Genomic DNA, 23,793 nt, shown 5'->3' with positions numbered 1-23,793 from the left:
GCGACCGGTCGATCGGTCAGGCGGTGATCCCGAAGCGTTCGGCGAGTTGGCGGCGGGTGTCGGCGGCACCGGTGTGCAGCACGCCCCCGATCCCGATCCGCGCCGCGCCGTCGAGGTTCTGCCGCAGATCGTCGATCATGACTGCCTCCTCGGGGGAGACACCGAGGCGTTCACATGCGATCGCGTAAATCCGCCGGGAAGGCTTACGGATCCCGACCTCGGCGGAGATGACGACGGCGTCGGCCACAGCGGCGAGGTCGACGCCGTCGTAGGTTCCGGTCCCGAACGAATTGGATACCAGCGCAACGGGATACCCGGCGGCGCGAAGATCACCGAGCAGGGCGAGAACGTCCTGGTCGATTGACATTCCCGCTTGCATCCGGGCCGTGAGCCCCTCGGCCGGTACGTCGGCGCCATGGACACGGAGACGCTCGGCGAATCCTCGCTCGAAGGCTTCGGCGTCGATACGGCCGCACTCGTGGTCGGCCAGGAGGGTGCGTGATGACTGGTCCCGGCTGAGGAGGTCCAGCGGCAGGCGCGGGTCGCCGCCGAGCGAGGCGCCGAAGTCGGTGAAAGCCCTCAACACACTGGAGGTGATGACCCCGCCGAAGTCCACAAGCACCGCGGTTCGGGCCTTTCCCACCACGCTCGACACAGTATCCACAGGCGCACACCCTCTCTCGCGGCCGGCTTCCCGCCGGCCAATACGACGGCAGCCATGACGACGGCAGCCGTGTTCCGCCGATTCGCATGAGGACCTAAGCGACCTCGAACAGCCCGGCTGCGCCCATTCCGCCGCCGACACACATCGAGATCACGACATACCGGACGCCACGGCGCTTGCCCTCGATCAGGGCGTGCCCCACCAGTCGGGCGCCGGTCATCCCGTACGGGTGGCCGACGGAGATTCCTCCGCCATTGACGTTGAACCGCTCCGGGTCGATCTTCAGTTCGTCACGGCAGTACAACGCCTGGGAAGCGAACGCTTCGTTGAGTTCCCACAGACCGATGTCGTCAATGGTGAGGTTGTGCCGCTTCAGCAGTTGCGGAATGGCGAACACGGGACCGATCCCCATCTCGTCCGGCCCGCAACCAGCAACGGCCATGCCCCGGTATACGCCCAGCGGCTCCAGCCCGCGACGCTCGGCTTCCTTCGACTCCATCAACACCGACGCCGAAGCCCCGTCCGACAGCTGCGAGGAGTTTCCCGCCGTCACGCTGGAATGCGCGGTCACCTGACCGTCCGGCAGCACCGGCGCCAGCCCGGCCAGGCCCTCGAGTGTGGTCGACGCGCGGTTGCCCTCGTCCCGGGTCAGGGTCACGGCCTCGTCCCGCACCTCCCTCGACTGCTTGTCCAGGACCTTCTTGACGCTGTCGAGCGCGACGATCTCCTGGTCGAACCGCCCGGCCTCCTGCGCCGCCGCGGTGCGCTGCTGCGACACCAGCGCGAACTCGTCCTGGCGTTCCCGGCTCACGCCGTAGCGTTCGGCGACGATCTCCGCCGTCTGCAACATCGGCATGTAGATGCTCGGCTTGTGCTCGACCAGCCAGGGATCAGCCATGCGGTGGGTGTTCATGTGGTCGTTCTGCACCAAGGAGATCGACTCGACACCGCCGCCGACAGCGATCTGCATCCCGTCGCCGACGATCTGCTTGGCGGCCGTCGCGATCGCCATCAGGCCCGACGAACACTGCCGGTCGACCGTCATCCCCGACACGGTGTCCGGCAGTCCGGCACGGAGAGCGGCCTGGCGGGCGACGTTGCCACCGGAGGACCCCTGCTGCACGGCGCAGCCGAGGATCACATCCTCGACCTCGCCTCCCTCGAGCCCGGCGCGCCGCACCGCGTGCGAGAGGGCGTGGGCGGCGAGCTCCTGCGACTGGGTGTCGTTGAACGCGCCGCGGTAGGCCTTTCCGATCGGCGTCCGTGCCGTCGAAACGATGACTGCTTCCCTCATGTCGACTCCATGCTTCCTGTCGGTCCGGTTCGTCTGGCAGCTTCAGAGCTGGAATCCCGAGCTCCGTGAGCCGGGCTCGATGCCGGTAGGCGGTGCCGAACGCCACCTGGGGCGCTGTGAGCAGTCGGTGACCGTCTCCTCCTCGACCGATGACGTGCGCCATGGCCGCAGGGGTGACGGGAGCCAGCCTCTCGACTTTTATAGTTGAATCCGGCGTCATGTTCAACCGGGTCCCTCGCCGGCCTGCTCCACCACCTCCCCGGAACGAGCTGCGTCACCATCTGCTGTTGGTTCCCCCCTTCTCCACCGCACCGGCCGACCCGACACCGGTGATGCGACCGCGCGGGCATCTCCCGCCCATCACCCGCACTCGGCCGCCGTGACATCCGTCCAGCCCGGATACGCACCGACGGGAGGCGGCGCGGAGGTGCACTGGAACGGGTCGGGCATCCCGCTGTGGAAGCTCGAACCGGCGACCCCGGACGCCGAGCTTCAGCGCGGCCGCGAAGGACCACGCGTCCCGCCACCGCCTCAGCGACTGCGTCATTGGGGTGATAGAGGGACGGCCATTGGTCCGAGCAGATCAATGTCAGCGTTCCTAGACGGCTTTTTCGCGACTTCCCTTGTTAAATCTGATCGCCAGTTGATTTCCAGCTGCGACGCATACGGAGGAATTATGCAGATCGCGAAGAAGGCGGCCCTCCTGGCCGCAACCGCCGGCACCCTGGTGCTCCTCGGGACCGGCACCGCGGCCGCCTGTGACGGAGACCAAGTTCCGCCTCCCAGCACCGTCCGGAATTGCAGCGTCAACACCGGCGACATCTACGTCACCTCAGGTGACACCACCACCGGGGACGTCGGGGACAACTCTCCTGCCGCCAACAACACGGTCGTCATCAGTGTCAGCTGTTTCAACACTCCCGGCTGACATCTGGAGCGGATTCGGCGACCACCGTTGCTGAGCCATATGAACCTCCGCGGCGCCGTGATCTACGGCACACGGGCCCGACCTGGATGGCTGACGCCGGGGTCCCGCCGCACGTGCCGCGCCTGATCGCGGGACACGGGTCGCTCATCACCTCACCACACCTCGCCACCTCGCCGCCGACCGGGGGCCCTTGGTCCCCAAGCGGTCCCCAAGGAAGAGCCGAGACGGCATCTGCGGCTGGTGAAGTGGCCGGCCCCGTAACGCGCGAAAGCCCGCTGGCTGGGGATTCATTCCCCGCCAGCGGGCTTTGTGCACCTTTGACTCCTGCAGCCACCGTCCCGGATCCGCGCCCCGCGGTGTCCTTGTCCCTATGTCGATTCAGGTGCCCGAAGAGCCTGCACCCGTGGGGAAGCGGACTGTATCGCGTGAGAGTTCATCCCTTGACGACACCGAGCGGTACCAGGCGGACGACAAGCCGGGCCAGTCCCGCGCCCTCGGTGGCGGCGGCCACGGCGTCGACGTCCTTGTAGGCGTCCGGGGACTCTTCGGCCAGCCCGCGCCAGGAAGACGGGCGGACGGTGATGCCGCGGGCCTCCAGTTCCCCGCGCAGTTGCTCGCCCCGGACCCGGCGCAGTGCCTGGTGGCGGCTCCATACGCGTCCCGCGCCGTGGCAAGCGGACAGAAAAGCGTCGTTCCCCGGTGTTCCGACCATCACGTACGAGGCGGTGCCCATGGTGCCGGGGACCAGCACGGGCTGCCCAGCCTCGGTGAGGTCCTCGGGCAGGCTCGGGTGGCCGGGGGGCAGGGCCAGAGTGGCGCCCTTGCGGTGGACGCACAGCCGGCGCGGTACGCCGCCCAGGTCATGGGTCTCGATCTTGGCGGTGTTGTGGGAGACGTCGTACACCAGGTCCAGGCCCACCCCGGCAGCGGTGGCGAACGCGTGGCGCACGGCCTGGGTGAGCAGTTGCCGGTTGGCACGGCCGTAGTTGGCTGCGGCTGCCATCGCTCCCAGATAGTCGCGGCCCGGCGGGGAGACGACCGGGGTGCAGGCCAGCTGCCGGTCCGGGACGGAGATGCCGTAGGTGCGCAGCGAGTTGTCCATGACCCGCACGTGGTCGGTGCACACCTGGTGTCCCAGGCCGCGTGAGCCGCAGTGGATCATCACGCACACCTGGCCGGGGCGCAGGCCGAAGGCGGCCGCGCTGTCCGTGTCGTACACCTGGTCCACGACCTGCACCTCCAGGAAGTGGTTGCCCGAGCCCAGGCTGCCCACCTGCTGGAGTCCCCGGTCAACGGCCCGTTGCCCGACCTGTGACGGATCGGCCTCCGGGAGCGCTCCGTGGTCCTCGCAACGCACCAGGTCGCGTGGCACGCCGTGACCGCGTTCGACCGCGTACTCGGCCCCGCCGATCAGCAGCTTCTCCATCTGCGGGCGTCCGGTCAGCTTCCACAGGCCGCCGCGTCCCATGCCGCGCGGGATCACGTCGCCGAGGATGTCCATGAGCGTCCGCAACCGGGGCGCGAGCCGACCCCTGTCAGTGTCGGCGGCGAGCAGCCGTACGCCGCAGGAAATATCGAATCCGACGCCGCCGGGCGAGATCACTCCGCCGGCGTCGATATCCGTGGCGGCCACGCCTCCGATCGGGAAGCCGTACCCCCAGTGCACGTCGGGCATGGCGTACGAGGCGCGGACGATGCCGGGCAGGGTCGCTACGTTCGCGACCTGCTCCAGCGCCCTGTCCCCGGCCGCTTGCGGCAGAAGGTCCCGCGTCGCGAAGACGACCCCGGGCACGCGCATCAGGCCCTGCCGCTCGATACGGAAGCGGAACGGGGCCTCCTCCACCGGCGTGATGTCCATGCCCGTCACCCTCTCTCCGGTGCTCTCCCGCCAACGCGACACCGTCGGCCCGCACCGTTCCCGGGCGAGCCCGGGCAGGAGGCCGACTGGAGGAGCCAGGCGCGCAGGACCCTGTGGGCGAGGCGCCGGTCCTCGGTTTCCAAAGCCTCGGACACGGCCCTTCAGCCAGATGTCCGCGGTGTGGATGGCGTACTCGAAATCGGCTGAGCGTGTGGCGGACACGGATCTTCCCTTGCGGTCTGTCCGTGCGGCCATGCCTGCGCTTCACCGGCTGCCGCACCTCGGCCGCAGGCGGCGCATGACACCGATATCGGGAGTGGTCAGGAGATTCAAGAAGTGGCGGAATGGTGAGCGCCCACTGCTTCGAAGGCGCGACCCGTGGGAAGAGGCTTGTTGCCCGCACGGACTTCCAGTGTCCCAGCCCTGTGGCAGCCACACCACTGCTCGACGTCGCGGGCAGCGCCGAATCGCATGCGAAATCGTTCACCGCGGCCAAGGCGCACTGCCGAGTCGGCCACTTGAGAATGGTGTCGGCGCACGATCCGTCGTGAAAGCAACCCCGGCCGCAGCGCGGGGGCCGCCGGAATGCCGGCGGCCCGACGCGGTCGGCAGGGCTGAGGAGACGCGGTCGGCAGGGCTCAGGAGACGCGGTCGGCAGGGCTCAGGAGGGGAAGCCGTACCGTCCTTGCAAGCGGACGAAATGCGCGGGCGTAAGTACCCGCCGGCGCTCCAGCCCCGTCGCGGTACGCACAAAGGACACGACCTGCTCCCGGCCACCCGGCCCGACAGGCTGTACGAGGCGGCCACCGCAACGCAGTTGCTCGGCCAGCGGCGCGGGAACTTCCGGGAACGCGGCGGACACGATGACCGCGTCGTACGGAGCGCGGTCCGGCACGCCGCCGCTGCCGTCCCCGATGCGCAGCTCGATATTGCGAATGCCCTGCCGGGCGAGGTTGCGCCGTGCCTGATGTGCGATGTCCGGCCACATCTCTATGGTCACGACATCGGCGGCCAACCGGGCGAGTAGTGCGGTCTGGAAGCCGAGGCCGGTACCGACCTCGAGAACGTGCTCGTCCCCGCTCAGGTCAAGGCCCTCGAGCATGATGGCCGAGAGCGAGGGCTGCGTGGTCACCTGTCCGTGCCCGATCGGTATGGGCACGTCATGGTAGGCGCGCGTTACATGGCCGGTGGGGACGAATGCCGCTCGGGGCGTGGCTCGTACGGCCTGGAGCAGGCGTTCGTCGCTGATGCCGGCCGCTCGAACGGCCCGCACGAGACCCTCGGGCCGATGGGCGGCTTCGGTCATGTTCGCTGCTTTCCGTGCGACGGCCTCAGGGTGAGTGCGCCGTCGGACTCATGGTCGGCACGGGAGCCGAAACAGTGGCTCACCCGGTCCAGGGTGGCCCGCAGCCATTCGGAGTCCCAAGGCTCACACGTCGAGCGTCACCGAGCACGTCCAGCCCTCCGGCCCGCGGGTAAAGGCCAGCTCGTGCAGCGTGACCGCCTTCGGCGCGGCCCCCGTCACCGGAAGCGCCCCGGCATCAGCCATTTGCAGGCCGCCCCGCAAGCCGCCGGTGACCGGCGTCAGTTCCACATCGACCGGGACCTCGCCCTCGGTGTCGAGCCAGTACACGACCTCTTCCAGCAGGGCGACCAGCACATCCTCGTCCCTGTCCGCCCGCACCACGACGTCCCGCCTGCGGACACCGGCTGCCCCTGTCAGGTCCAGGAACGACTCGCAGACACCCCGCACCGCCTGCGCCAGGCACTCCTCGCGCGTTGGGGCCCAGGCCTCCACCCGCAGGTCCGCGGTGTGCGGAACACCGCGATGCCCAGCGCGCCGCGCCGAACTCTCCGGCCTCATCACACTGCTTTCCCCTCACGGATCCACAGGAACGGTCCGTGCCTCCATCGTCGTCCGGCGGGCCCGGGCACGCGCGTCGGCCGCGTCAGGTCGCCCCAGGTGCGTGGCGGTGCGGCCGACGCGAGAATGGAGTTCTGGTTCAGGCATCCGGAGGCACCACGGGAGCTACCCGGACGTGTCGTCGGTGCGGGCGAAAATGCCCTTCAGCATCCCGGTGGCCTGGCCGACCTCGATCAGGTAGCCGTCGGGATCGCGCATGTAGCAACGGATCTCCGCGCTCCGGTCGATCGGCGGAGTCAGAAACCGAGCCCCCTTGGCGCTCCATTGCGCGTAACACGTCTCGATGTCGGCGACCCGAAGGTTCAGAAAGCTGGAGACGGTCTGCGGGTCACTCGGCGGGACCAGCGTCACATCCGGCTTGTCCGGGGTCGGACCGCCGCCCGGGTTCATGATGATCCAGCTGTTGGAGAGCTTGACGATGCAGGGATTCTCGGCCAGGACGACCTGCCCGCCGATCACCTCGCTGTAGAAACGCCGCGAACGGGCCACGTCACGCACCGTCAGGAAATGCGTCACCAGCACCCCCTCACCAGGAGCTGGAATATCGTCTCTGCCCATGCCGTCCCTCTCTCCGGGGATCCTCTCCGGGGATCACGGTGCGAGGCACATCTTCGACCTCTCCCCGCCCGATCCCGATGGGCGACGCACCGCTCAGGGCATAACGTCCGAAGATTCACCCGGCCGCCGGCGGCCGTGCAACACCGGGGAACGGTGCATCAACCGCCTCGGCCAATGGCGTGGCCTGGCCGCCCCATCTTCCTCAGGGACGCACGATGAGCCCAAAGGAAGACCCTGGTGGACCATTCGAGATGTTGCCCTGTTTGTTCGCATTTAGGGTGTGTATCATGAGTCGAATACCCAAGATCATCCCGTTACTGACGGTCGCCGTCTTCGCGTTGTTACACGTCTTCGCCTATCCAGGCACGCGCTTCGCCAATGACTCATACCGTTACGCTCGCTCAGCGTACGAGTTCTTGGGCGACCCCTACCGGACAGCCCAGGACAAAGCGCTGCGGGCCTACTGCGCGGACACGGCGGCCATGCTTCAGCGAAGCCGCATGCTGCATCAGATCGAGTTCCGGGCCCCGGTGCGGCGCCATGAGTTCCAGGACTGCCTGGCTCAGCATGCGGCCGGCCTCAACCCCAGCAATCCGCGCTACGAGGCGCTCTTTCACGCTCGCCCCGCCTATCCACTGATGGCCGCACCATTCGTCCGGCTCTTGGGGGCCAAGGCGGGACTGACGGCCGTTGCCCTGGGTTTCACGGCGCTCGGAGGGCTGTTGGTCCTGGTGCTCTTGCGCGCGCTGCGTGCACCGCCTCCGGTGGCATGGCTCGGTCAGTGCCTGTACTACGTCACGCCGATAGGACTGTGGGGCAGTCGCCCCATGACGGAAGGTCCGATGATTGCCCTCATGGCGGCCATGCTGCTCGGTGCGGTGTGGCTGTGCCAGGGGCGGTGGGTGGCGGGGGCTCTGCTGTCCGTGGGGGCCTTCGCGCTGGGTTTCGCGGTCAAGTACTCAAGCTTCGCCCTGGTGGGGCCATGCCTGGTGGCGGCGAGTGCCATGGCGCTGATATTCGTTCCACAGGCCCGTCACAAGGGTACGCACTGCCTGCTCATCGTCTCGCTCTTCGAGTCCCTGGTCGCCTTTGCGATGAGCAGGGTGCTCCGCTTGCCCGGATTGGAGGCTTCGCTCCAGGACACCTTCTCCCTCCACTGGACGTATTCCGAAGTCGCCAACCCATGGCGCCTGCTGATCCGGCTCGATGCCAACTACTGGTGGCAGTGGCTACAGAGAGAGGCACTGGCTCCCTCCCTGCTCTTGCTCCTGGTGCTGGGCGTCTGGGGCGCGATGAGCCGCTCGGTGCCCATCGCGCTTTGCCTGATCGCCGTGGGCGGTACGGGCCTGCTGACGTCCGCGGCCCACCCGGTGGCGATGGAGGGCGACAGGCTCTACGTGCAGGTGTGGTTGATAGTCGTCGTCGGGCTGCCCCTCCTGGTCGAGCGGCTGCGCATGAGCGGCGGGGCCTCCGACGCGCTGCCTGCGCGAAGTGATCCTCTGATGAAGAGCGACGGGCGCCAGTGAAGAACATTGAACGCCCCGTAGGCCGAGCCTGTGTTGTCCGTAAACCCACTGGGGTCCGCGCGGTCAGCTCGTCGAGGTCCGGCCAGTGCGTGAATGTGCCCCACGCTCCGTCCCGGCAAGGGTCGAAGATGGCGATCTCGTCAGCCGTCAGTCGAGGAACAGCGTCACGGCCGTCGTCATCCGCCACCCGCCCCGGTCCCGGTCCCGGCCCCGGCAAAACGCCTTCGCCAAGCCCCACTCCCACTCCGTCGGGCTCAGGCAACACAGCAGCCCCGCACCCTCGCCGTGACACGGAGTCGGATCAGCGTGGGCGCCTCCCTGGACGGTTGCCCACGCCCCAGGGACAGCCACGGAAGCGGCGGAGGCGGTGTTCGCCGCCGACCCGCGTCTGCCACCACAGGAGGAGCAGAGGTCCTGACCGAATGGGCGTCAGCTGCTCGTAGACCGGACGGTGCTCATGATCTTCTTGATCTCGGCGGCTGTCAGCGCCTTCGGAATTCCTTGGTCCGCGTAGATCACCCAGCCGTGCATGGTGCCGTCGGGGAGCTTTTGCGCGATGCTGTGCACGACGGCCTTGGGCGGTACACACGAGCTCGGGCGGTTGGTGACGGTCACCTGGGCGGTCGCGGTGTAGCCGTCGATACCGCCCTGCTTCCACGGCTTGGCCTCACTGACCTTGATCTTGGGCTTGTGGTCCTCACCGCCGTACGCCGCGAAGCCCCAGTTGCCCGCCCAGTTACGGGCGTTCTCCTCGAGGGTGCCGTCCTTGCCGCCGCCCGTGGTGCCGACGGTGGCGAGTTGCCCCTTGCCCGCCTCACCGATTGCCTTGGGACCGGGACTCGACTCGCAACCGCCCTGACGGTAGTTGGCGGCTCCGGTCATGACGACGATCGGCTTGCCGTCCTTGCCCGTGTAGGAGAGGGCCACGTCCTCGTCGAGGACCTTCCACTTCTTGGCCGTGGCGGGCACGTCGTAGCGGAAGTGGTGCTTCTGCCCGGTCTGCGTCTGCCATCCCGCGACCAACGGCTGATCGCCCGAGGGACTCGCCGGGGCAGAGGACTGGGAGGACCCCGCCGAAGGTGCCTTCGACCCCGCGGCGTCGGTGTCCTTGGCCGTGGCCTTGCCGGTGTCGTCGTTGCACCCGCTCAGAGCGACGGCCATGCCTATGCCGATGGCCGCGATCAGGGTCTTCTTCTTTCGCCCGGACGGCATCCGGGTGGACTGCGGGGGCTGAGCGATGCGCTCGATGATCTTTGACTGAGACATGATCGGCACTCTAGGTGAACCGCACGCCCGCCCACTCACCAGGTGGACGACCCACTGCGAGACGCATACATGCTCGTGACACGTACGTCGGCCTCGGGGGACGGCGGGCGAGGATGCACCGGCCGATGGCCGTGGGATGCGGGCAGCCGCCCCTCCGGGAGGCCATCCGGTAAGGCGGGTCTGTCTCCACCTTGTGGGTGTACACGGCGTGGTCCCCTGCCCGGACCGCGAGGTGCACGTGTGGTCATGATCAATCCCGGCATTTCAACGACTATCGGGGCCGGTTTATCATCGAGCCGTCGGCGCGCACTCCGTCAGGGGGCGCGACCATGCATATGGAAAGGTGGCAACATGTTGCGCACCATGCTCAAGTCCAAGATTCACCGGGCTACAGTGACCGAGGCTGACCTGCATTATGTGGGATCGGTAACGGTCGACGCCGACCTTATGGACGCAGCTGATCTACTTCCCGGCGAGCTGGTGCACATCGTGGACATCACCAACGGGGCCCGACTTGAGACCTATGTCATCGAGGGGCGTCGGGGTTCGGGTGTCATCGGGATCAATGGGGCGGCAGCACATCTGGTGCATCCTGGTGATCTCATCATTCTGATCAGTTACGCTCAGGCCGAGGATGCCGAGGCCAAACGGTTGCGTCCACGGATCGTGCATGTGAACCAGGACAACCGGATCGTCGCGCTCGGCTCTGACGCCACTGAGCCAGTGCCCGGCTCCGCTCACAGCGAGCGGAGCCCCAGCGCGATCGGCCCGGCTGCGAGTTAAGCCGATAGCGCGGTCAGTGGCGCCCACATCGCGGCCGACGGCGGCGCTGGCCCGGCCCTCGATGACCAGGTCAAAGTCGTGGAGCACGCTCACCCCGAACCCCGAAGGATGCGCGTTCAGGAGTCGAGGGTGAGCAGCTGGGCGTTGTCCTGATCCCAGCCGACGCACACCTCCGCGTCGAGTTGGGCGGCGGTGCGCGAGCTGGGGGACAGTTCACGCATCAACAGCTCCTGTTCCCCCACCCGCAGCCGGTGGCGGATGGTGGCGCCGAGGTTGGTGGAGGACACCACCTGTCCCCTTGCCCCCTTCTCCGCCCGTTCGGCGGGGAGGAAAGTCAGATGCTCCGGGCGGATGGACACCCCGTAGCGATCCCCCTGGGCCCCGCGGTCGCGCACCCGGTGGGTCCCGAGCCGGCCGAGGTCGACGACGGCGGTGTCGCCTGTGCGTTCCACGATGGTGCACGGCAGGAGATTGGTGTCGCCGAGGAAATTGGCCACCCAGTCGGTCGCGGGGTGCGCGTACACATCCTCGGGGGCGCCCTGCTGGACGACCTTCCCGTCGCGCATCACCACAATTCTGTCCGACATCGACATGGCTTCGTCCTGGTCGTGGGTGACGAACAGCACGGAGATGCCCAGCGACCGCTGGATGGTCTTGACCTCCTCCTGCATCTGCTCGCGCAGCCGCTTGTCCAGCGCCGCCATCGGCTCGTCCAGGAGCAGCGCCGAGGGGTTGAAGACCAGGGCGCGGGCCAGCGCGACGCGCTGCTGCTGCCCCCCGGAGAGCTGGCGCGGGCTGCGGTCGCCCAACGCGGCGAGGCCGACACGTTCGAGGGCCTCCTCGGCCCGCCGGCGGCGCTCCGCCGGCCGTATCTTGCGCATGCGCAGCGCGAACTCGACGTTTTCCCGTGCGCTCAGGTGAGGGAACAGGGCGTAACTCTGGAACACCACACCGAGGTTCCGGTCCTTCGGTGGGAGTGAGTCGACCGGCTCACCGTTGATCAGCACCATGCCTGAGGTGAGATCCTCGAAGCCGGCGACCATCATCATGGTGGTGGTCTTGCCCGAACCGCTGGGACCGAGCAGGGTGACGAACTCACCGGGTCGGACGGTCAGATCGAGGTCGTCCACCGCGACGAAGTCGCCGTAGGTCTTGCGTACCTGGCGCAGTTCGATGGAACCGTGTTCCGGTTTCCCGACGGCCAGCGGGTCGGCTGTCACGGACGTTACGGACGTTGTCATGAGCTCACCCTGTCTGGTCGGCGGCCACCGTGGTCAACGGCAGCATCCGGGCGATGGAACGGCGGCGGAGTGTGAAGAAGACCTGGACCAGAAGGCCGAGGGTGGCGACGGTGACCAACATGGCCGACGAGACCGCGATCTTCGGGGTCAGGTTGTACTGGATGTCGGTGAACATCTTCGCGGGCAGTGTGGTCGCGCTCGGCGACTGGAGGAACAGCGCGATCACTGTCTCGTCGATGGACACGGAGAAGGCGAACAGCGCCCCCGCGATGAGACCGGGCCGGATGACCGGGAGGTAGACGAACCGGGTCACGGACAGTGTCCCGGCCCCCAGGCTGCGTGCGGAGCGGACCAGCGCCGGGTTCAGGCCGGACAGGCTGGCGCGCACGGTGAGGAAGGCGTATGGCGTGGCGATCACGGCGTGCGCGAGGCCGATCGGAAGGATCGTGCCGACCAGCCCGACGGAGTTGAAGAACTGGTAGAAGGCCAGCGCCAGCACGACGGCCGGGACGATCATGGGGGCGAGGATCACCCCGGTCACCGCGGACCGCCCCCGGAACCGCCGCCCGTGCAGGGCCACTGCCGCGCTGCCCCCCAGCAGCACCGCGAGTCCCACGGCGATTCCCGCGGCCTGCAGGCTCGCCAGCACAGCCGATACCCAGGCCGTGTCACCGAGGAATCCGGAGACCGCGTCGGTGGAGAACCGGTCCGGCGGGAAGGTGATGTACCGGCTGTGGCCGAACGCCATCGGGACCACGATCGCGGTCGGTACGACGAGGAACAGGAAGACCGGTACGGCGGCGAGCCGCGTCGGGGAGAACCGAGAACTACGCCGCCCCATGGGCACCTCCCGCGCGGAGGATCCGCTGGTACACCGCCACGAGCACGCTCACGATGGCGGTCAGTACGAGCGCGAGCGCGGACGCGCCCGCGAAGTCGGTCAACTCCATGGCATAGAAGTCGATTTCGTTGGCGATCATCATGTCGCCCGGGCCGCCGAGCACGACCGGAGTGATGAAGAAGCCCGTGCTGATGATGAACACCAGCAGCCCCGCGGCTGAAAGGCCCGGCACGGTGAGCGGAAGGATGACCCGGCGGAACACGGACGCCTCCCCCGCGCCCAGGGAACGCGCGGCCAGCTCCAGCCGGTTGTCGATCGCGGACAGCGCGCCGAAGATCGGAAACACCGCGTAGGGCAGGAGGTAGTGCACCATGCCCAGCACGACGGAGAAACGATTGTGCAGCAGGGTCAGCGGGTGATCGGTGAGCCCGAGCCCCTGGAGTGCGCCGTTCACCAGACCGTTGTCCTGCAGCAGAACCGCCCAGGCGAAGTTCTTCACCAGGACTCCGGTCCAGAAGGGCAGCAGCACCAGGGCGAACATGACGACCCGCAGGAGCGGGCCACTGCGCCAGATCACCCAGGCCAACAGGTAGCCGATCACAAGCGCCGCGAGCGTGGAGGCTGTACTGATCTCCAGGGTGTTGACCAGCGCTTTGATCACCAGCGGATCTCCCAGCACACGCTGGTAGCCGTGGTCGTGCAGGCTGGAGGAGACGAGCGTCCCCAGCGGGGTCAGAAACAGGATGGCGTCGAATGCGGCGATCGGCGCGAGGAGCAGCACCCATGTTCCGCGGACGCGGAAGCGGCGTCCGAGGACCACGGCGCGGCCCCGCGCCGGCGCGACGGCGGTGAGAGGCATGATCAGCTGCCCGCCTGCCACAGCTTGAACCTCTGCTCCGTCGCCTTGAGGTTGTCCGCCCACCACTTGTCGTCCCGCACCAGGATGCTGTCCGCCAGCTTCGGGCTGGTGGGAAGAGTGTCGGCGACATGGGCGGGCAGCTTCGCGAGCGCGGGGGTGTTGGCCAGCGTCAGGTTCGTCGTCTGGTCGAAGTCGGCCCCGGCGTCCGCGTCGTTGCTCATGAAATCCATCAGCCGGAACGCCGCCTCCTTGTTCCTGGCACCCTTGGGGACGACGAAGTAGTCGCCCGCGAGTACACCGCCCGCGGAGGAGAAGTTCACCTTGGCCCCGTCCTTGCGGGCGGCGTTGATCCGGTTGTTGAAGCTGGTGGCCAGCGACACCTCGCCCGAGGTCAATTGCTGCACCGGCTCTTGGTTCGCCCGGTGGTAGATCAGCTTCTCGCGTCCGGGATGTTGCCCCAGGTAACGCAGCGCCGCTTCCACATCCAGCGGATAGATCTTGTCGAACGGGACACCCTCGGCCAGCCGCGCCGCTTCCAGTACCGAGCTGTCCGAGAGCTGTGCGTATACGGAACGCTTGGTGGAGTATCTGCCCTGGTCGAAGAATTGGTCCCAGTTCTTCGGTGCCCGCCCGTCGGTCACGTGCTTCTGATCCCACGCCATGACGAACAGGAAACTCAGATACTTGATGCCGTACTCCGCCTTCGCGTAGGAAGGCAGCCCCTTGGCCCTGATGATGCCGTAGTCGAATTTCTCCAGCAGCCCTTCCTTCACCGCCTGGACGTACTCCGGAGCGGTCAACTCCACCAGGTCCCACTGCACATCGCCGGAGCGCACCTGAGTCTTGAGCGCCGCGAGGCTGGTGTTGGCCAGCAGCGTCGGGCGGATACCCGTCTTCTTGTGGAACGGCTTAAGGATGGTCTTCGTCAGCTGGTCATTGTAGGAGCCGCCGTACGAGGTGACCGTCAGAGTCTTGTTCGCCGGCCCGCCGGCGGAGGACTTGGGGCTACAGGAGGTGAGAGGTCCTGCCACGAGCGGGGCCGCCAGCGCCGCGCCCACCCCCGTCCTCAGTATCGACCTCCGGCTGATGTGTTTCGTTGACTGCGTCATTTTTGGCACGGCCTCTCTCGGCGTTTCACGCATGCGGGAATCGAGCGACGAAAACTTCAGGGCAAGGAAAACTGCGCCATCTCATGGCGGAGTGGAGAGCGCGGCCGCGCCGCCGGGGCCGTCGCAGAATCGCCGTGGCATCGCGGGTTCCGCATATGCCGTGGCGCGATCGCGAACCTTGGGACCTCGAACGATCCCTGGTTCTCCGCGGGGGCTGCGTCACACCACCGACCGCGTGCCGCACACCATAGGGTCCACTTGTCCGGCCGTCAACGATTAGTTTTCCAGCGCGACATCCGGCCGAGGCCGGAATGCCGCAGACACGGACTCCGGCAGCGGAATGGAAGGAGCCAAATGTGCGAACCATCCACCGGCTGCCGGGCGAGCGGATGATACGTACACTTCCCTGCCTGCCGACGCCCGGCCTACGGTTCGTTCCGCGAGAGCGCAGCCGACCGTTCCCGGCCCCTGGCAACCCCACGCGGGCCGTGGCACACCCGCCCTCGCGCCCACACCCCAGTATCCGGGTCCGACGTCACACGGCCTCGGTTCGTCCGCGTCGCGTCTTCTTGACAGCGACATGCCCAGTTCCCACGCTCCATGCGAACCCTTGAGCAACAGTTGGAGTCATCCGATGAGCGTTCTGTTGTGATCTCGATGGACTGACGAGAGCGGCCGGCCCGGGTCGCAGCCCGGGACTTGCCCGAGACCGCTCAGCCCGCGCCCGTGTACCCGGGCGCGTCCGCGCCCGCAGCCTGGCGGCCCGCTCCGCCGGGTCGTAGGGACCGGCCCCCTCGACGAGGATCACGTCCCCCTCGATGTGGCCGCTCCGCAGCGGCAGGATCCGCTCCGCAGCGAACTGCGGTGTCCGAGGTGGTGGCTGAACAGTAGGTGGCCGAATCCGTCGAACATCGTGGGGTACAGCCGCAGTACCCCTCATGCTCCAGCGGGCCGTTGTCGGTGAACAGCGCCAACGGCCAGGAACCGCAGTGGCGTTCCCGTGCCTCCCGGACGACATGGGCGGGCCGGAAGGCGCTGCACCAGGCAGCGTCGAGGTCATCGTCGCTGGCGGTGAAGCCGGTGGCGGCCCCGAGCGGGTCACCGCCGGATGGCGCTAAGCGGATGCGGTGAAGTTCGCCGCTGATCCCTCGCCGTTCGGCCTGGCCGAGGGCTTGGACGCCGAGAAGGATCAGCACTTGACTTCGCCGTAACCGCTTAGGCCATATCGGCCAGCCCCTCCGGCATCCACGCCCGGAAGCGATGCCGCACTGCCGTCCTGGACGAACCGGCCGTCCTGGACGAACCGGCAGGGGCGGAGGCGGCCATCGTGTGCTCCTGCCGTACCGCGAAGCATCCAGCCATCGACGCGACGGCCAGGTCAGAGTACGCATCCACGGCTTGCTCGCCATGGCTCCTCGCGGCGGATTCGTCAACGGGCCGCCGGGAGATGAGCCGTTGCTCGCCCGCACGCCCCGCTCCGAAGCGGACCCCGGCGCCGTCTCCCCCCTCGGTTGGTTACTGAGGGGAAACCTCAGATCTCGCGCAAACCTTGCAGCTCAGCGTTGATCCACCACTCGAACGGTGCCAGGGTTTCGGCAATTCTCCGCACGCGTCACAGCGAAATCCTGGAGGCCGTATGGCTGTCCGCCGTGCCGCTGTCGCCGCCGCGTCCGCGGCAGCGCTCAGTCTTTCCCTGCCGGCGTACGGGATCAGCGCCGCCTTCGTCGGGTGGCGGTACTCGTGGCGGCCTTCGTACTGCGCACGCCCCCGACGCCCGGCGAGCCCGAGAAGGAGCGGTCGCCGGCCGACGCCACGGCGTCGGCGAGCTGAGAACGCCGGTCCGGCCGCTTCGGCGGCCGGACCGGCCGGGCGAACCCCGCCCGCGCGCTGCTGTCGCAGCTCTCCAGTGCCGTGCGCGGACGTGCGCCGTGCTCAGCGGCGTGCCGCGGAGATCAGGCCGCCGTGCCTCGGCGGCTGCTCCTCGGGCGCCGTGACCGGGCGTCCGTACGCCGCCGCGCGTTCACGCACGGTGTACGCGCGGGCGTCCCACCCGAGACCGGCCAGCCAGGCGACCGGGTCGGGCGGCATCTCGGAGACCCACATCGACGCCGCGGTGCCGGTGTCCTGCGCGAAGCGCTCGAGGACACCGGGTTGACCCAGCGTCAGGCCCATCCGGCTGCCGGTCGCGGACAGCTCCCCCACCTGCCCGAGCAGGCGTTCGACCGCATCCTGCGGCAGGTAGATCAGCAGGCCCTCGGCGATCCACACCGTGGGGAGCGCCGGATCGTGCCCGGCAGCGGCCAGGGCACCGGGCCAGTCCTCGCGTAGGTCGACCGGTACGGTGATCCGCTCGCAGCGCGGCTCGGCCCGCTGGGCCCGGACCACCGACTCCTTGAAGCCCAGCGGCTCCGCCGTGTCGATCTCGAACAGGCGGGTCCTCGACGGCCAGTCGAGCCGGTAGGCCCGGCTGTCCATGCCGGCGCCGAGCAGGACCACCTGGCGGCAGCCCGCGTCGGCCGCGTCGCGCAGCAGCTCGTCGAGGAAGCGGGTGCGGACCACGATCGAGAACGCGACCGCGCCCCAGCGCCGCCGGGCCGCGTCGTCCACGGGCGCTCGCGGCGACTCCCCGTCCACCGGCAGGCCGCCGGCGGCGGCAAACGCCTCCGCGAGCGGGTCCAGGAACAAGGGGTTCTCGCGCCGGGTCTCGCGTGCCCGCACCCGGGCGACCCCGACGGCCGTGGCCCAGACCCCGGACGGTTTCGCTGTCGCCATGGCTCTCCCCTCGTCAAGGAGGCGGCTTCTCGCCCGGCTCCGTAGAGCCCTGACAGCCGAGCCCTGACCACCACCCAAGGTCAGGAAACCGACTGTACTACGCCGCCTTGAGGACCGCCGACGCCGCCCGCGCCACGGGCGTAGAGCGGTCGCCGACCGGGTCAAGGCCGGGGAGCTCAAGGCGTTGCGGACGGCGGTCCGCGACGGAGTGGAGGCGACCGCCGCCCGCTCCTCGAAGACCGAGTGCAAACACAACGCCCTGTTCAAGCGGCTGCACAGCCGCCGGGACGACTACCTGCGCTGGGTCCACGACCTGAACCTGCCCTTCGACAACAACCCGGCCGAGCAGACGATCAGGATGGCGAAACTGCGGATCAAGGTCTCCGGAAGCCTCCTCCGGGGCCTGGCCACCGGCACCATCCCGCCCACCCACGCAGGGCTGCACCAAGAGACACCCTGGCGAACCGTTACCCACCTGCGCGACCTGCTGATGGACAGCGGTGTCCTGCCACGCGGCGTCCCGGAGCGGTACCTGTCCACGTACCCGCTGTTGGCCGCCGTCGTCCGTACGGGCATGGCCGATGACGTTGCTCTGAGTGAACTGCGGGCGCTGGCGGGCAGGTTGGCGATACTGCGCCGTTGGGCCCCGGAGACCGCCTGCGCCATGGACGCCGGGCACACCCCCGTGACGCGGGCGGCGATGAGCAAGTACCTGGGCAACGGCTTCGAGCGGGACGTCATCGAGTGGGCGCGTCCGCCGCTCCCGCGCGCCGACAGGTCCGTACGCGCGCTGTACGACCAGGCCGTCACCGCCTTATCAGCACCTTTCGCTGACACGGCACTCTGACCAGCGGCCGGTGTGCAGGACCCCGAGCTTCCACAGCCCCTCGTGAGACGCAGCCGCTGGTGGTGCACGTCCTGTGTTCACCTTCCAGCGGTCGATGAAGGAGGAGCTGCGGGCCCGGTACCGCGAGGACGAGGGGTGGTCAGGTCCGCGAGGCTCCTGGCGGAACGGATCGGAAGGCGGTTCCCAGGGCCGGTCAGACGACCGGGATGTTCACGGCCGAGGCAGATGGAGTCTCTCCGGTGGCCTTCTGGTGGATCCGCTCGGCGAACATGGTCGCCAGGCCAGCAAGCGTCCTGGGCATCACCTTGGCCGGCTCATGATTGATGTAGGCGACCGTGGCGACGTACTTCCCCTGGCGGAACAACGCCTCATGGCGGCCTGACTTCCCCGGACGCAGGTCCGCGAAGGCGATGTGCTCGTTGCCGATCACCTGATTGATGTTCTCGCTCCGGAATTCGTCCGAGTGCGAGTCCCCGTTTATGTAGCTGTCCCACTCCCGGTAGGCGCGCTTCGCGGCCTTCTCATTGCGGTAGGCGATCACGTCGAACTGGGCGACCTTGCTCCTGCCGGCATCGGCCTTGTACGTCACGCTGCCGTGCGCGTTGGCGCCCCTGCACTTGCCCGTCGGCTCCTTGCAGGAGGTCGGTGCCTTGGCCCTGCTGATCGGCTCACCGTCCAGAGTGCTCAGCGTGGTCGGCATCGCCTCATGATTCGGCAGCATCTCCTGGGCCGCCCGCGCACCGCCCACCGACCTGCCCGACGAGACTGTGGCATGCGACCGATTGCGCGTCTTGCCCTTCTTGCCCTTCTTGCTGCATCCGGTGAGAGCGAGCGACAGCACAAGTACCGCGAGTCCGACTGCCTGCATCATTCGCCCTGACTTCAATCGCACTGAGATGCCTTCCTGTTGATCGTGACAGATCGATTAGTACCAGGAAGGGAGGACACTCTCCTGGCACGGACGGGCCCGCCACCAGGAGGGTTTCTGGAAAGGTGGTGAGCTTCTCGTGAACGGGATCAGTTGTCGCTGGACGTGCCGCCCGCGGCGGCGGTGATGACACACCCACGAGGTGCGACCGATCGATGGAAGGAAGGGAACGCTCAATGAAGCTGCTGCCGGTCTCTGCGCCCTGGCCGACCTGGGCTTTATCGGCCTGGACGACGACGGTGACGACCCCGTGGTCGTCACCGGCTTGAAGGCCACCCGTGCCCGCAAGCTCGCACCCGCCGAGAAGGAGGCCAACCGCGTCCTGGCCGCCGGACGCGTCCCCGTCGAACGCGGCTTTGCCCACCTGAAGAACTGTCGGATCCTCACCAAGCTCCGCACTGACCCCTCCCGCGCCACCCACCTGCTTCGCGCGCTGCTCGCCTGACGAACATCGATGCCACTACCGATAATTGATCTCTACCGCAGGTAGCCCACACTCAGCACATGCCCCCGGAACAGCGTCACCGGTCCGGGATTGGCTGAATGAGGTTCACCGGGTTGCCGTCGGGGTCCTGGATGTGGGCGACGCGCTGTCCCCACGGCATGTCGTTGGGGCCGCTACGGACCGAGCCGCCCAGCGCCGCCACCCGGCCGAGCGTCTCGTCGACGTCGTCGACAGCGATGCTGAGCAGGATCCGCGGCGCCGCCCCAGTCCCCGGGTTCTCCTTGGCCACCAGCCCGAGGTCGGTGTCGCCGATGCGCAAGCCGAGGTAGAAGGCCGGGCCTTCCGCCGGTACCCGGAAGATCTCCTCGGCGCCGAACAATTTCGTATAGAAGCCGAGCAGGACGTCCTGGTCGGCAGTGATGATCACTGGCTGGATGGTGGACATGGCACTCCTGTCGCGAACGGTCGTGTCGCTGGGTAGACCGTTCGAGGACGGTGAACTCATCGGCAAAGCCGCCCCGCCGGACGATCTACACCCCAGACTGCCGCCCGCGACCAGCACGAGCACCCCGAAACGAGGTCACACCACCCCGCTGACCAGCCACTTCAAGATGGCGCAGCCTCAATGGTGCACACGCTGGTGTTGGGCGCAGGCCGACGGGCCTGATGACGGCGATGATTCTGGCCGTGGAGGAACAGCGGGTCACGGTGCTGGACCGCGATCCGGCCCCGCCGAACGGCGGGGCCCCGGTGCTATGGAGCGGGGCCCCGCCCCGGTGCTATGGAGCGACTGGAAGCGGCCCGGGGCCCGCCAGTTCCTGCAGGCTCACATGCTCCTGCCCGGCGGCTTCCGCCTGCTGGCCGCCGAGGTTCCCTCGGCGCCCGAACGGCTCATCGACCTGGGAGGAAGCCGGCACAACATGATCCGTGCGGTCTGGGGTGTGGGAGAGACCGGTGCCCGCGGCCGTGCGACCACCGGTTCGAAACGTGGTGCCCGGCGGCCGGTACTTGAGGCCGCCCAACTCGGTCGCCTTGCCCTGGCAGGCCGTAACTGCGGGTAAGTGATCAGTTTCACTCGGTATGGGCCCCCGCTCGCGGTCCATGCCGGTCTCCCGACTGCCATCATCCCTACCGATGCGGAATTCAGTGACTCCGCACGGACTGAAATGACAGCGAAAACAGGGGTGTTGGCGTGAGATCAGCTTGGTCGCGGTGGGTTGCGCCAAGGCGGGCGGGCACAGGCGCGGGTTCCGCTCCCAGCGGACCGGGGGTGGCCCATCGCTCATTGGCGGCTCGCTCATTGGCGGCGAGGCGTTTCGCGGCGGTCGGAGCGGCCGCCGTGCTCCTCGGCCAGTTCCTCGGCGGGCTCCCCGCCGCGGCGCAGACCAGCGCCCTACCGGGATCGGCGTTCCCCCTCGTTCTCGACGTGGACTTGACGCCGAATCCGGTGTGCAGCGGAGCCGTGCACGGCCGGGTGCAGGTCTACGACCCCGCCGCGGCGAAGGCCGGAGCCACCGTGGAGTGGCGCGTACGTGCCGGTGAGGAGCGGCTGGCCGGCGGGCGCCTCGCCATGGCCGCCGATGTCGGCACGGCGGAGTTCAGCATCCCCTTCGACCGGGTGCCCACAGTTGAGACCGCCTTGCGGGTCGACGCCCGCATCACCGCCTCGTCCAGGGGTCATGCGCCCGGCCGCTACGGCAAGGTCTGGCGGGACACGATACGCCGGGGGTGCGACCCGGTGCGGGTGGCGTCCGTCGGTGACTCCGTGGTCTGGGGGCAGGGCCTGGACCACGACCAGAAGTTTCCCTATCTGACGGGTCAGTTGCTCGGCCGCGAGACCGGCCGGGGCCATCAGAACATGGACTACTCGATCTCCGGAGCGGTGCTCGACGCGCCCGAGCTGCCCGCGGGCAACGATGACGCGGCCTGTCTGGACACGACGGAGAAGCAGGACCCGGACGGCGACGGGGAGATGGAGTTCGGCGAGGTCACCCAGCAAATGCCGGACGTGTTCTGCCAATTGGAAAAGGCGGGCGCGCAGGCGCGGGCGGGCGGCTACGGTCTCGATCTGGTCGTGATCAACGGGTGTATCAACGACCTCGATCCCTTCTTCGGCATCGGAGTCGGCATCACTCCCGGCTCGAAGAACCTGCCCGAGGCGGTGAAGCGCGAGTGCTCCGGCATCGGCGCGGCAGCGGAGAACCCGGCCAAGGACGTGCCCTACTTCAGCGGCGCCAAGGTCGGGTACGGCGGACGCGGGATGCAGGCGGCGATCGAGAAAGCCCATTCCCTGCCGGGACGGCCGAAGGTGGTCGTGGCCGACTTCTACTACGCGCTGAGCCGCAGCAGTTCTCCGATCCCGGTGAAGACCTGTTCGGAGCCGGGGGTCACCGGGGCACGGCTGACCTCCTGCAAGAGCGCCCTCGGCGGCGTGGCCGAGCGTTACGAGCAGTACACACAACTGGTCAACGCCGCCTACCGTCAGGCGGCGGCCGCCGCCAACGATGCCTCCACGGACGGTCCGTACGCGACTGCCGCCGACGGACTGTTCACCGTGGACAATGCCGCTCTCACCCGGGACTCCAAGGTCTGGGGCACGCCGGTGACCGACCCGGCGTTCCCGCTCCGCACGCGGGCCTGCCCCGAGCTCAGCCCGACTCCGGCGCAGTGTTTGACCGCGGCGGTCGCTCACCCCGACATCGAGGGCGCCCGGCAGTACGCCGACGCCATTCTCCTCAACCCAAGTATTCGCGAGTGGTTCCACCTCCCCCGGCACGGGCCCCGGGCGCAGCTGAACGTCCCGGAGAAGGCGCACGTCGGCAGTGAGATGCGCATGTCGGTGACGGTGGATGGAAAGCCGCCCGCCGTCGGGTACCGCTACCACTGGTACTTCGGCGACGGTACGCAGCGGGAGACCAGCGAGGCCACCGTCACCCACGCCTACGACCGCAAGGGGCCCTGGCTGTCACGTGTCGTGATGACCGGCCAGGATGGCGGGGCGGTCCTGGTCGAGGCCGCCCGGGCCGTCACCGCGGAATGAAGGCTCCGTCCAGGGGGACGGCTCGCAGGCGCCGGGCCGCCCCTCGGCACGGCCGCGCCAGCACCTGATCGCGCCGTATCGGTCGATCGCCTCGGCCCCGCCGCTGTCGGCCCCGCCACTGTCGGCCCCGCCACTGTCGGCCCCGCCACTGTTGGCCCCGGGCGCCTGGCGGCACCAAGATCTGGGCCATTCACGGACCAATGCTCGCCGAGCCGTTCTTCTTCACCGACGCCGGTGTGTTCCAGGTCGATCCGGCGCTCGACGACCGGCGTCTGGGGCGCGGTGTCCTGCTGGCGTTCGCCGCCGGCCTGGCGGCCTGCGAACAGGTGCTGGTCCACTCCTCCACCGCGGCCTCGTGGACCAGCGCGGCGGCCAGCCGGATGGGCGTGGATCTCACCAAGCGGCTGCGCGTCGTGCCTGCCCCGCGCGACGAGTGCCTCGTGCGTGACCCGGCGGACGCGGCCCTGCCGGACGGCGACGAGGTGATCGGGGTGTGCAACCACCGGCTCTACGCGCACTACGGCACCGCCCGCTTCGCCACGCTCGCCAAGGACCAGACCGAGCGGGCTGCGGCGCGGCTGACGGTGATGGACCTGTTCGGTACGCGCAGCCCGGAGCGGATCGGGCTCACCTACGGATACGGCGGACTCAAGCTGATCCGCCGCAGTGCCCTGCGGGAGATGGGCGAGGCCATCGACGTCCTCGCCGCCCTGCCCGGCCGCGTGGAGTTCTGCCAGCGCGCGGCCGGGGTGACCCGGTTCGACCGGAGCCCGTACCTGCCTACGGATACGGCGGACTCAAGCTGATCCGCCGGAGTGCCCTGCGGGAGATGGGCGAGGCCATCGACGTCCTCGCCGCCCTGCCCGGCCGCGTGGAGTTCTGCCAGCGCGCGGCCGGGGTGACCCGGTTC

20 protein-coding genes and 1 pseudogene are annotated in these 23,793 nt (G+C 68.5%); 7 read left to right on the top strand and 14 right to left on the bottom strand.

Going from position 1 to position 23,793, the window contains the following annotated elements; translation table 11 throughout:
* Positions 1-16: 16 nt before the first annotated feature.
* Complete coding sequence (locus ABZU99_RS19770) at positions 17-646, bottom strand: HAD family phosphatase (RefSeq protein ID WP_355944154.1); 630 nt, start codon at positions 644-646, stop codon at positions 17-19.
* Positions 647-758: 112 nt separating this feature from the next.
* On the bottom strand, positions 759-1,958 hold the full coding sequence (locus tag ABZU99_RS19765; RefSeq protein ID WP_355944152.1) for an acetyl-CoA C-acyltransferase: 1,200 nt from the start codon (positions 1,956-1,958) through the stop codon (positions 759-761).
* A 676-nt stretch (positions 1,959-2,634) separates the two neighbouring features.
* On the opposite strand from ABZU99_RS19765, the gene ABZU99_RS19760 reads away from it, so the two are divergent.
* On the top strand, positions 2,635-2,886 hold the full coding sequence (locus ABZU99_RS19760) for a hypothetical protein (RefSeq protein WP_355944151.1): 252 nt from the start codon (positions 2,635-2,637) through the stop codon (positions 2,884-2,886).
* Positions 2,887-3,319: 433 nt separating this feature from the next.
* Here the strand turns inward: ABZU99_RS19760 and ABZU99_RS19755 are convergent, their stop codons facing one another.
* The 4 genes from ABZU99_RS19755 to ABZU99_RS19740 all read right to left on the bottom strand — a co-directional run bounded on the left by ABZU99_RS19755 (position 3,320) and on the right by ABZU99_RS19740 (position 7,226).
* Positions 3,320-4,744 carry an RtcB family protein gene (locus ABZU99_RS19755; RefSeq protein WP_355944149.1) on the bottom strand — a complete coding sequence of 475 codons (1,425 nt, stop codon included), beginning with the start codon at positions 4,742-4,744 and terminating at the stop codon, positions 3,320-3,322.
* Between the two features lie 661 nt (positions 4,745-5,405).
* Positions 5,406-6,050 (bottom strand): protein-L-isoaspartate(D-aspartate) O-methyltransferase, encoded by a 645-nt coding sequence (locus ABZU99_RS19750; RefSeq protein ID WP_356046061.1) that lies wholly within the window; start codon positions 6,048-6,050, stop codon positions 5,406-5,408.
* A 123-nt stretch (positions 6,051-6,173) separates the two neighbouring features.
* Positions 6,174-6,608 carry an archease gene (locus ABZU99_RS19745; protein WP_356046059.1) on the bottom strand — a complete coding sequence of 145 codons (435 nt, stop codon included), beginning with the start codon at positions 6,606-6,608 and terminating at the stop codon, positions 6,174-6,176.
* 165 nt (positions 6,609-6,773) lie between these two features.
* Positions 6,774-7,226 (bottom strand): VOC family protein, encoded by a 453-nt coding sequence (locus ABZU99_RS19740; protein WP_355944143.1) that lies wholly within the window; start codon positions 7,224-7,226, stop codon positions 6,774-6,776.
* A 287-nt stretch (positions 7,227-7,513) separates the two neighbouring features.
* Between ABZU99_RS19740 and ABZU99_RS19735 the strand changes: the two genes are divergently transcribed.
* Entirely contained in the window at positions 7,514-8,752 is a 1,239-nt protein-coding gene (locus tag ABZU99_RS19735) for a hypothetical protein (protein WP_356046057.1), read from the top strand.
* A 429-nt stretch (positions 8,753-9,181) separates the two neighbouring features.
* Here ABZU99_RS19735 and ABZU99_RS19730 read toward each other — a convergent pair whose 3' ends face one another.
* Positions 9,182-10,018 carry a hypothetical protein gene (locus tag ABZU99_RS19730; protein ID WP_356046056.1) on the bottom strand — a complete coding sequence of 279 codons (837 nt, stop codon included), beginning with the start codon at positions 10,016-10,018 and terminating at the stop codon, positions 9,182-9,184.
* 351 nt (positions 10,019-10,369) lie between these two features.
* On the opposite strand from ABZU99_RS19730, the gene panD reads away from it, so the two are divergent.
* Positions 10,370-10,801, top strand: a complete 432-nt coding sequence (gene panD / locus ABZU99_RS19725; protein ID WP_356046054.1) for an aspartate 1-decarboxylase — start codon at positions 10,370-10,372, stop codon at positions 10,799-10,801.
* Between the two features lie 116 nt (positions 10,802-10,917).
* Here panD and ABZU99_RS19720 read toward each other — a convergent pair whose 3' ends face one another.
* From ABZU99_RS19720 to ABZU99_RS19700, 5 genes are all read right to left on the bottom strand, one after another.
* The gene (locus tag ABZU99_RS19720; RefSeq protein ID WP_355944136.1) at positions 10,918-12,042 is read right to left on the bottom strand and encodes an ABC transporter ATP-binding protein; all 1,125 of its coding nucleotides are present in this window, start codon (positions 12,040-12,042) and stop codon (positions 10,918-10,920) included.
* Positions 12,043-12,046: 4 nt separating this feature from the next.
* Positions 12,047-12,883 carry an ABC transporter permease gene (locus ABZU99_RS19715; RefSeq protein ID WP_355944134.1) on the bottom strand — a complete coding sequence of 279 codons (837 nt, stop codon included), beginning with the start codon at positions 12,881-12,883 and terminating at the stop codon, positions 12,047-12,049.
* The gene (locus ABZU99_RS19710; RefSeq protein WP_355944132.1) at positions 12,870-13,742 is read right to left on the bottom strand and encodes an ABC transporter permease; all 873 of its coding nucleotides are present in this window, start codon (positions 13,740-13,742) and stop codon (positions 12,870-12,872) included. Before ABZU99_RS19710 ends, ABZU99_RS19715 begins: the two co-directional genes overlap by 14 nt.
* 2 nt (positions 13,743-13,744) lie before the next feature.
* Positions 13,745-14,773 (bottom strand): extracellular solute-binding protein, encoded by a 1,029-nt coding sequence (locus ABZU99_RS19705; RefSeq protein WP_356046051.1) that lies wholly within the window; start codon positions 14,771-14,773, stop codon positions 13,745-13,747.
* 2,010 nt (positions 14,774-16,783) lie between these two features.
* Entirely contained in the window at positions 16,784-17,623 is an 840-nt protein-coding gene (locus tag ABZU99_RS19700) for a class I SAM-dependent methyltransferase (RefSeq protein ID WP_356050169.1), read from the bottom strand.
* A gap of 148 nt (positions 17,624-17,771) precedes the next feature.
* Here ABZU99_RS19700 and ABZU99_RS19695 point away from each other — a divergent pair.
* Positions 17,772-18,470 (top strand): annotated as a pseudogene (locus tag ABZU99_RS19695) (transposase); the annotation flags it as partial.
* Positions 18,471-18,663: 193 nt separating this feature from the next.
* Here ABZU99_RS19695 and ABZU99_RS19690 read toward each other — a convergent pair.
* Positions 18,664-19,341, bottom strand: a complete 678-nt coding sequence (locus ABZU99_RS19690; RefSeq protein WP_356050170.1) for a hypothetical protein — start codon at positions 19,339-19,341, stop codon at positions 18,664-18,666.
* Between the two features lie 199 nt (positions 19,342-19,540).
* On the opposite strand from ABZU99_RS19690, the gene ABZU99_RS19685 reads away from it, so the two are divergent.
* Positions 19,541-19,843 (top strand): transposase family protein, encoded by a 303-nt coding sequence (locus tag ABZU99_RS19685; RefSeq protein ID WP_356050171.1) that lies wholly within the window; start codon positions 19,541-19,543, stop codon positions 19,841-19,843.
* A gap of 76 nt (positions 19,844-19,919) precedes the next feature.
* On the opposite strand, the gene ABZU99_RS19680 is transcribed toward ABZU99_RS19685, so the two are convergent.
* A complete protein-coding gene (locus ABZU99_RS19680; RefSeq protein WP_356050172.1) occupies positions 19,920-20,288 on the bottom strand; it encodes a VOC family protein in 369 nt (122 codons plus the stop codon).
* 855 nt (positions 20,289-21,143) lie between these two features.
* Between ABZU99_RS19680 and ABZU99_RS19675 the strand changes: the two genes are divergently transcribed.
* Both ABZU99_RS19675 and ABZU99_RS19670 read left to right on the top strand, forming a co-directional pair.
* Positions 21,144-22,883 carry a PKD domain-containing protein gene (locus ABZU99_RS19675; protein WP_355944118.1) on the top strand — a complete coding sequence of 580 codons (1,740 nt, stop codon included), beginning with the start codon at positions 21,144-21,146 and terminating at the stop codon, positions 22,881-22,883.
* Positions 22,884-23,083: 200 nt separating this feature from the next.
* Positions 23,084-23,689, top strand: coding sequence for a hypothetical protein (locus tag ABZU99_RS19670; protein WP_356050173.1), 606 nt, complete (start codon positions 23,084-23,086; stop codon positions 23,687-23,689).
* Positions 23,690-23,793 lie beyond the last annotated feature (104 nt).

Source organism: Streptomyces sp. NPDC005266, assembly GCF_040607655.1.
In the GTDB taxonomy this organism is placed as follows: domain Bacteria; phylum Actinomycetota; class Actinomycetes; order Streptomycetales; family Streptomycetaceae; genus Streptomyces.
Note: the sequence above shows the minus strand (reverse complement) of the source record. Positions and strands in the feature narration are given on the sequence as shown.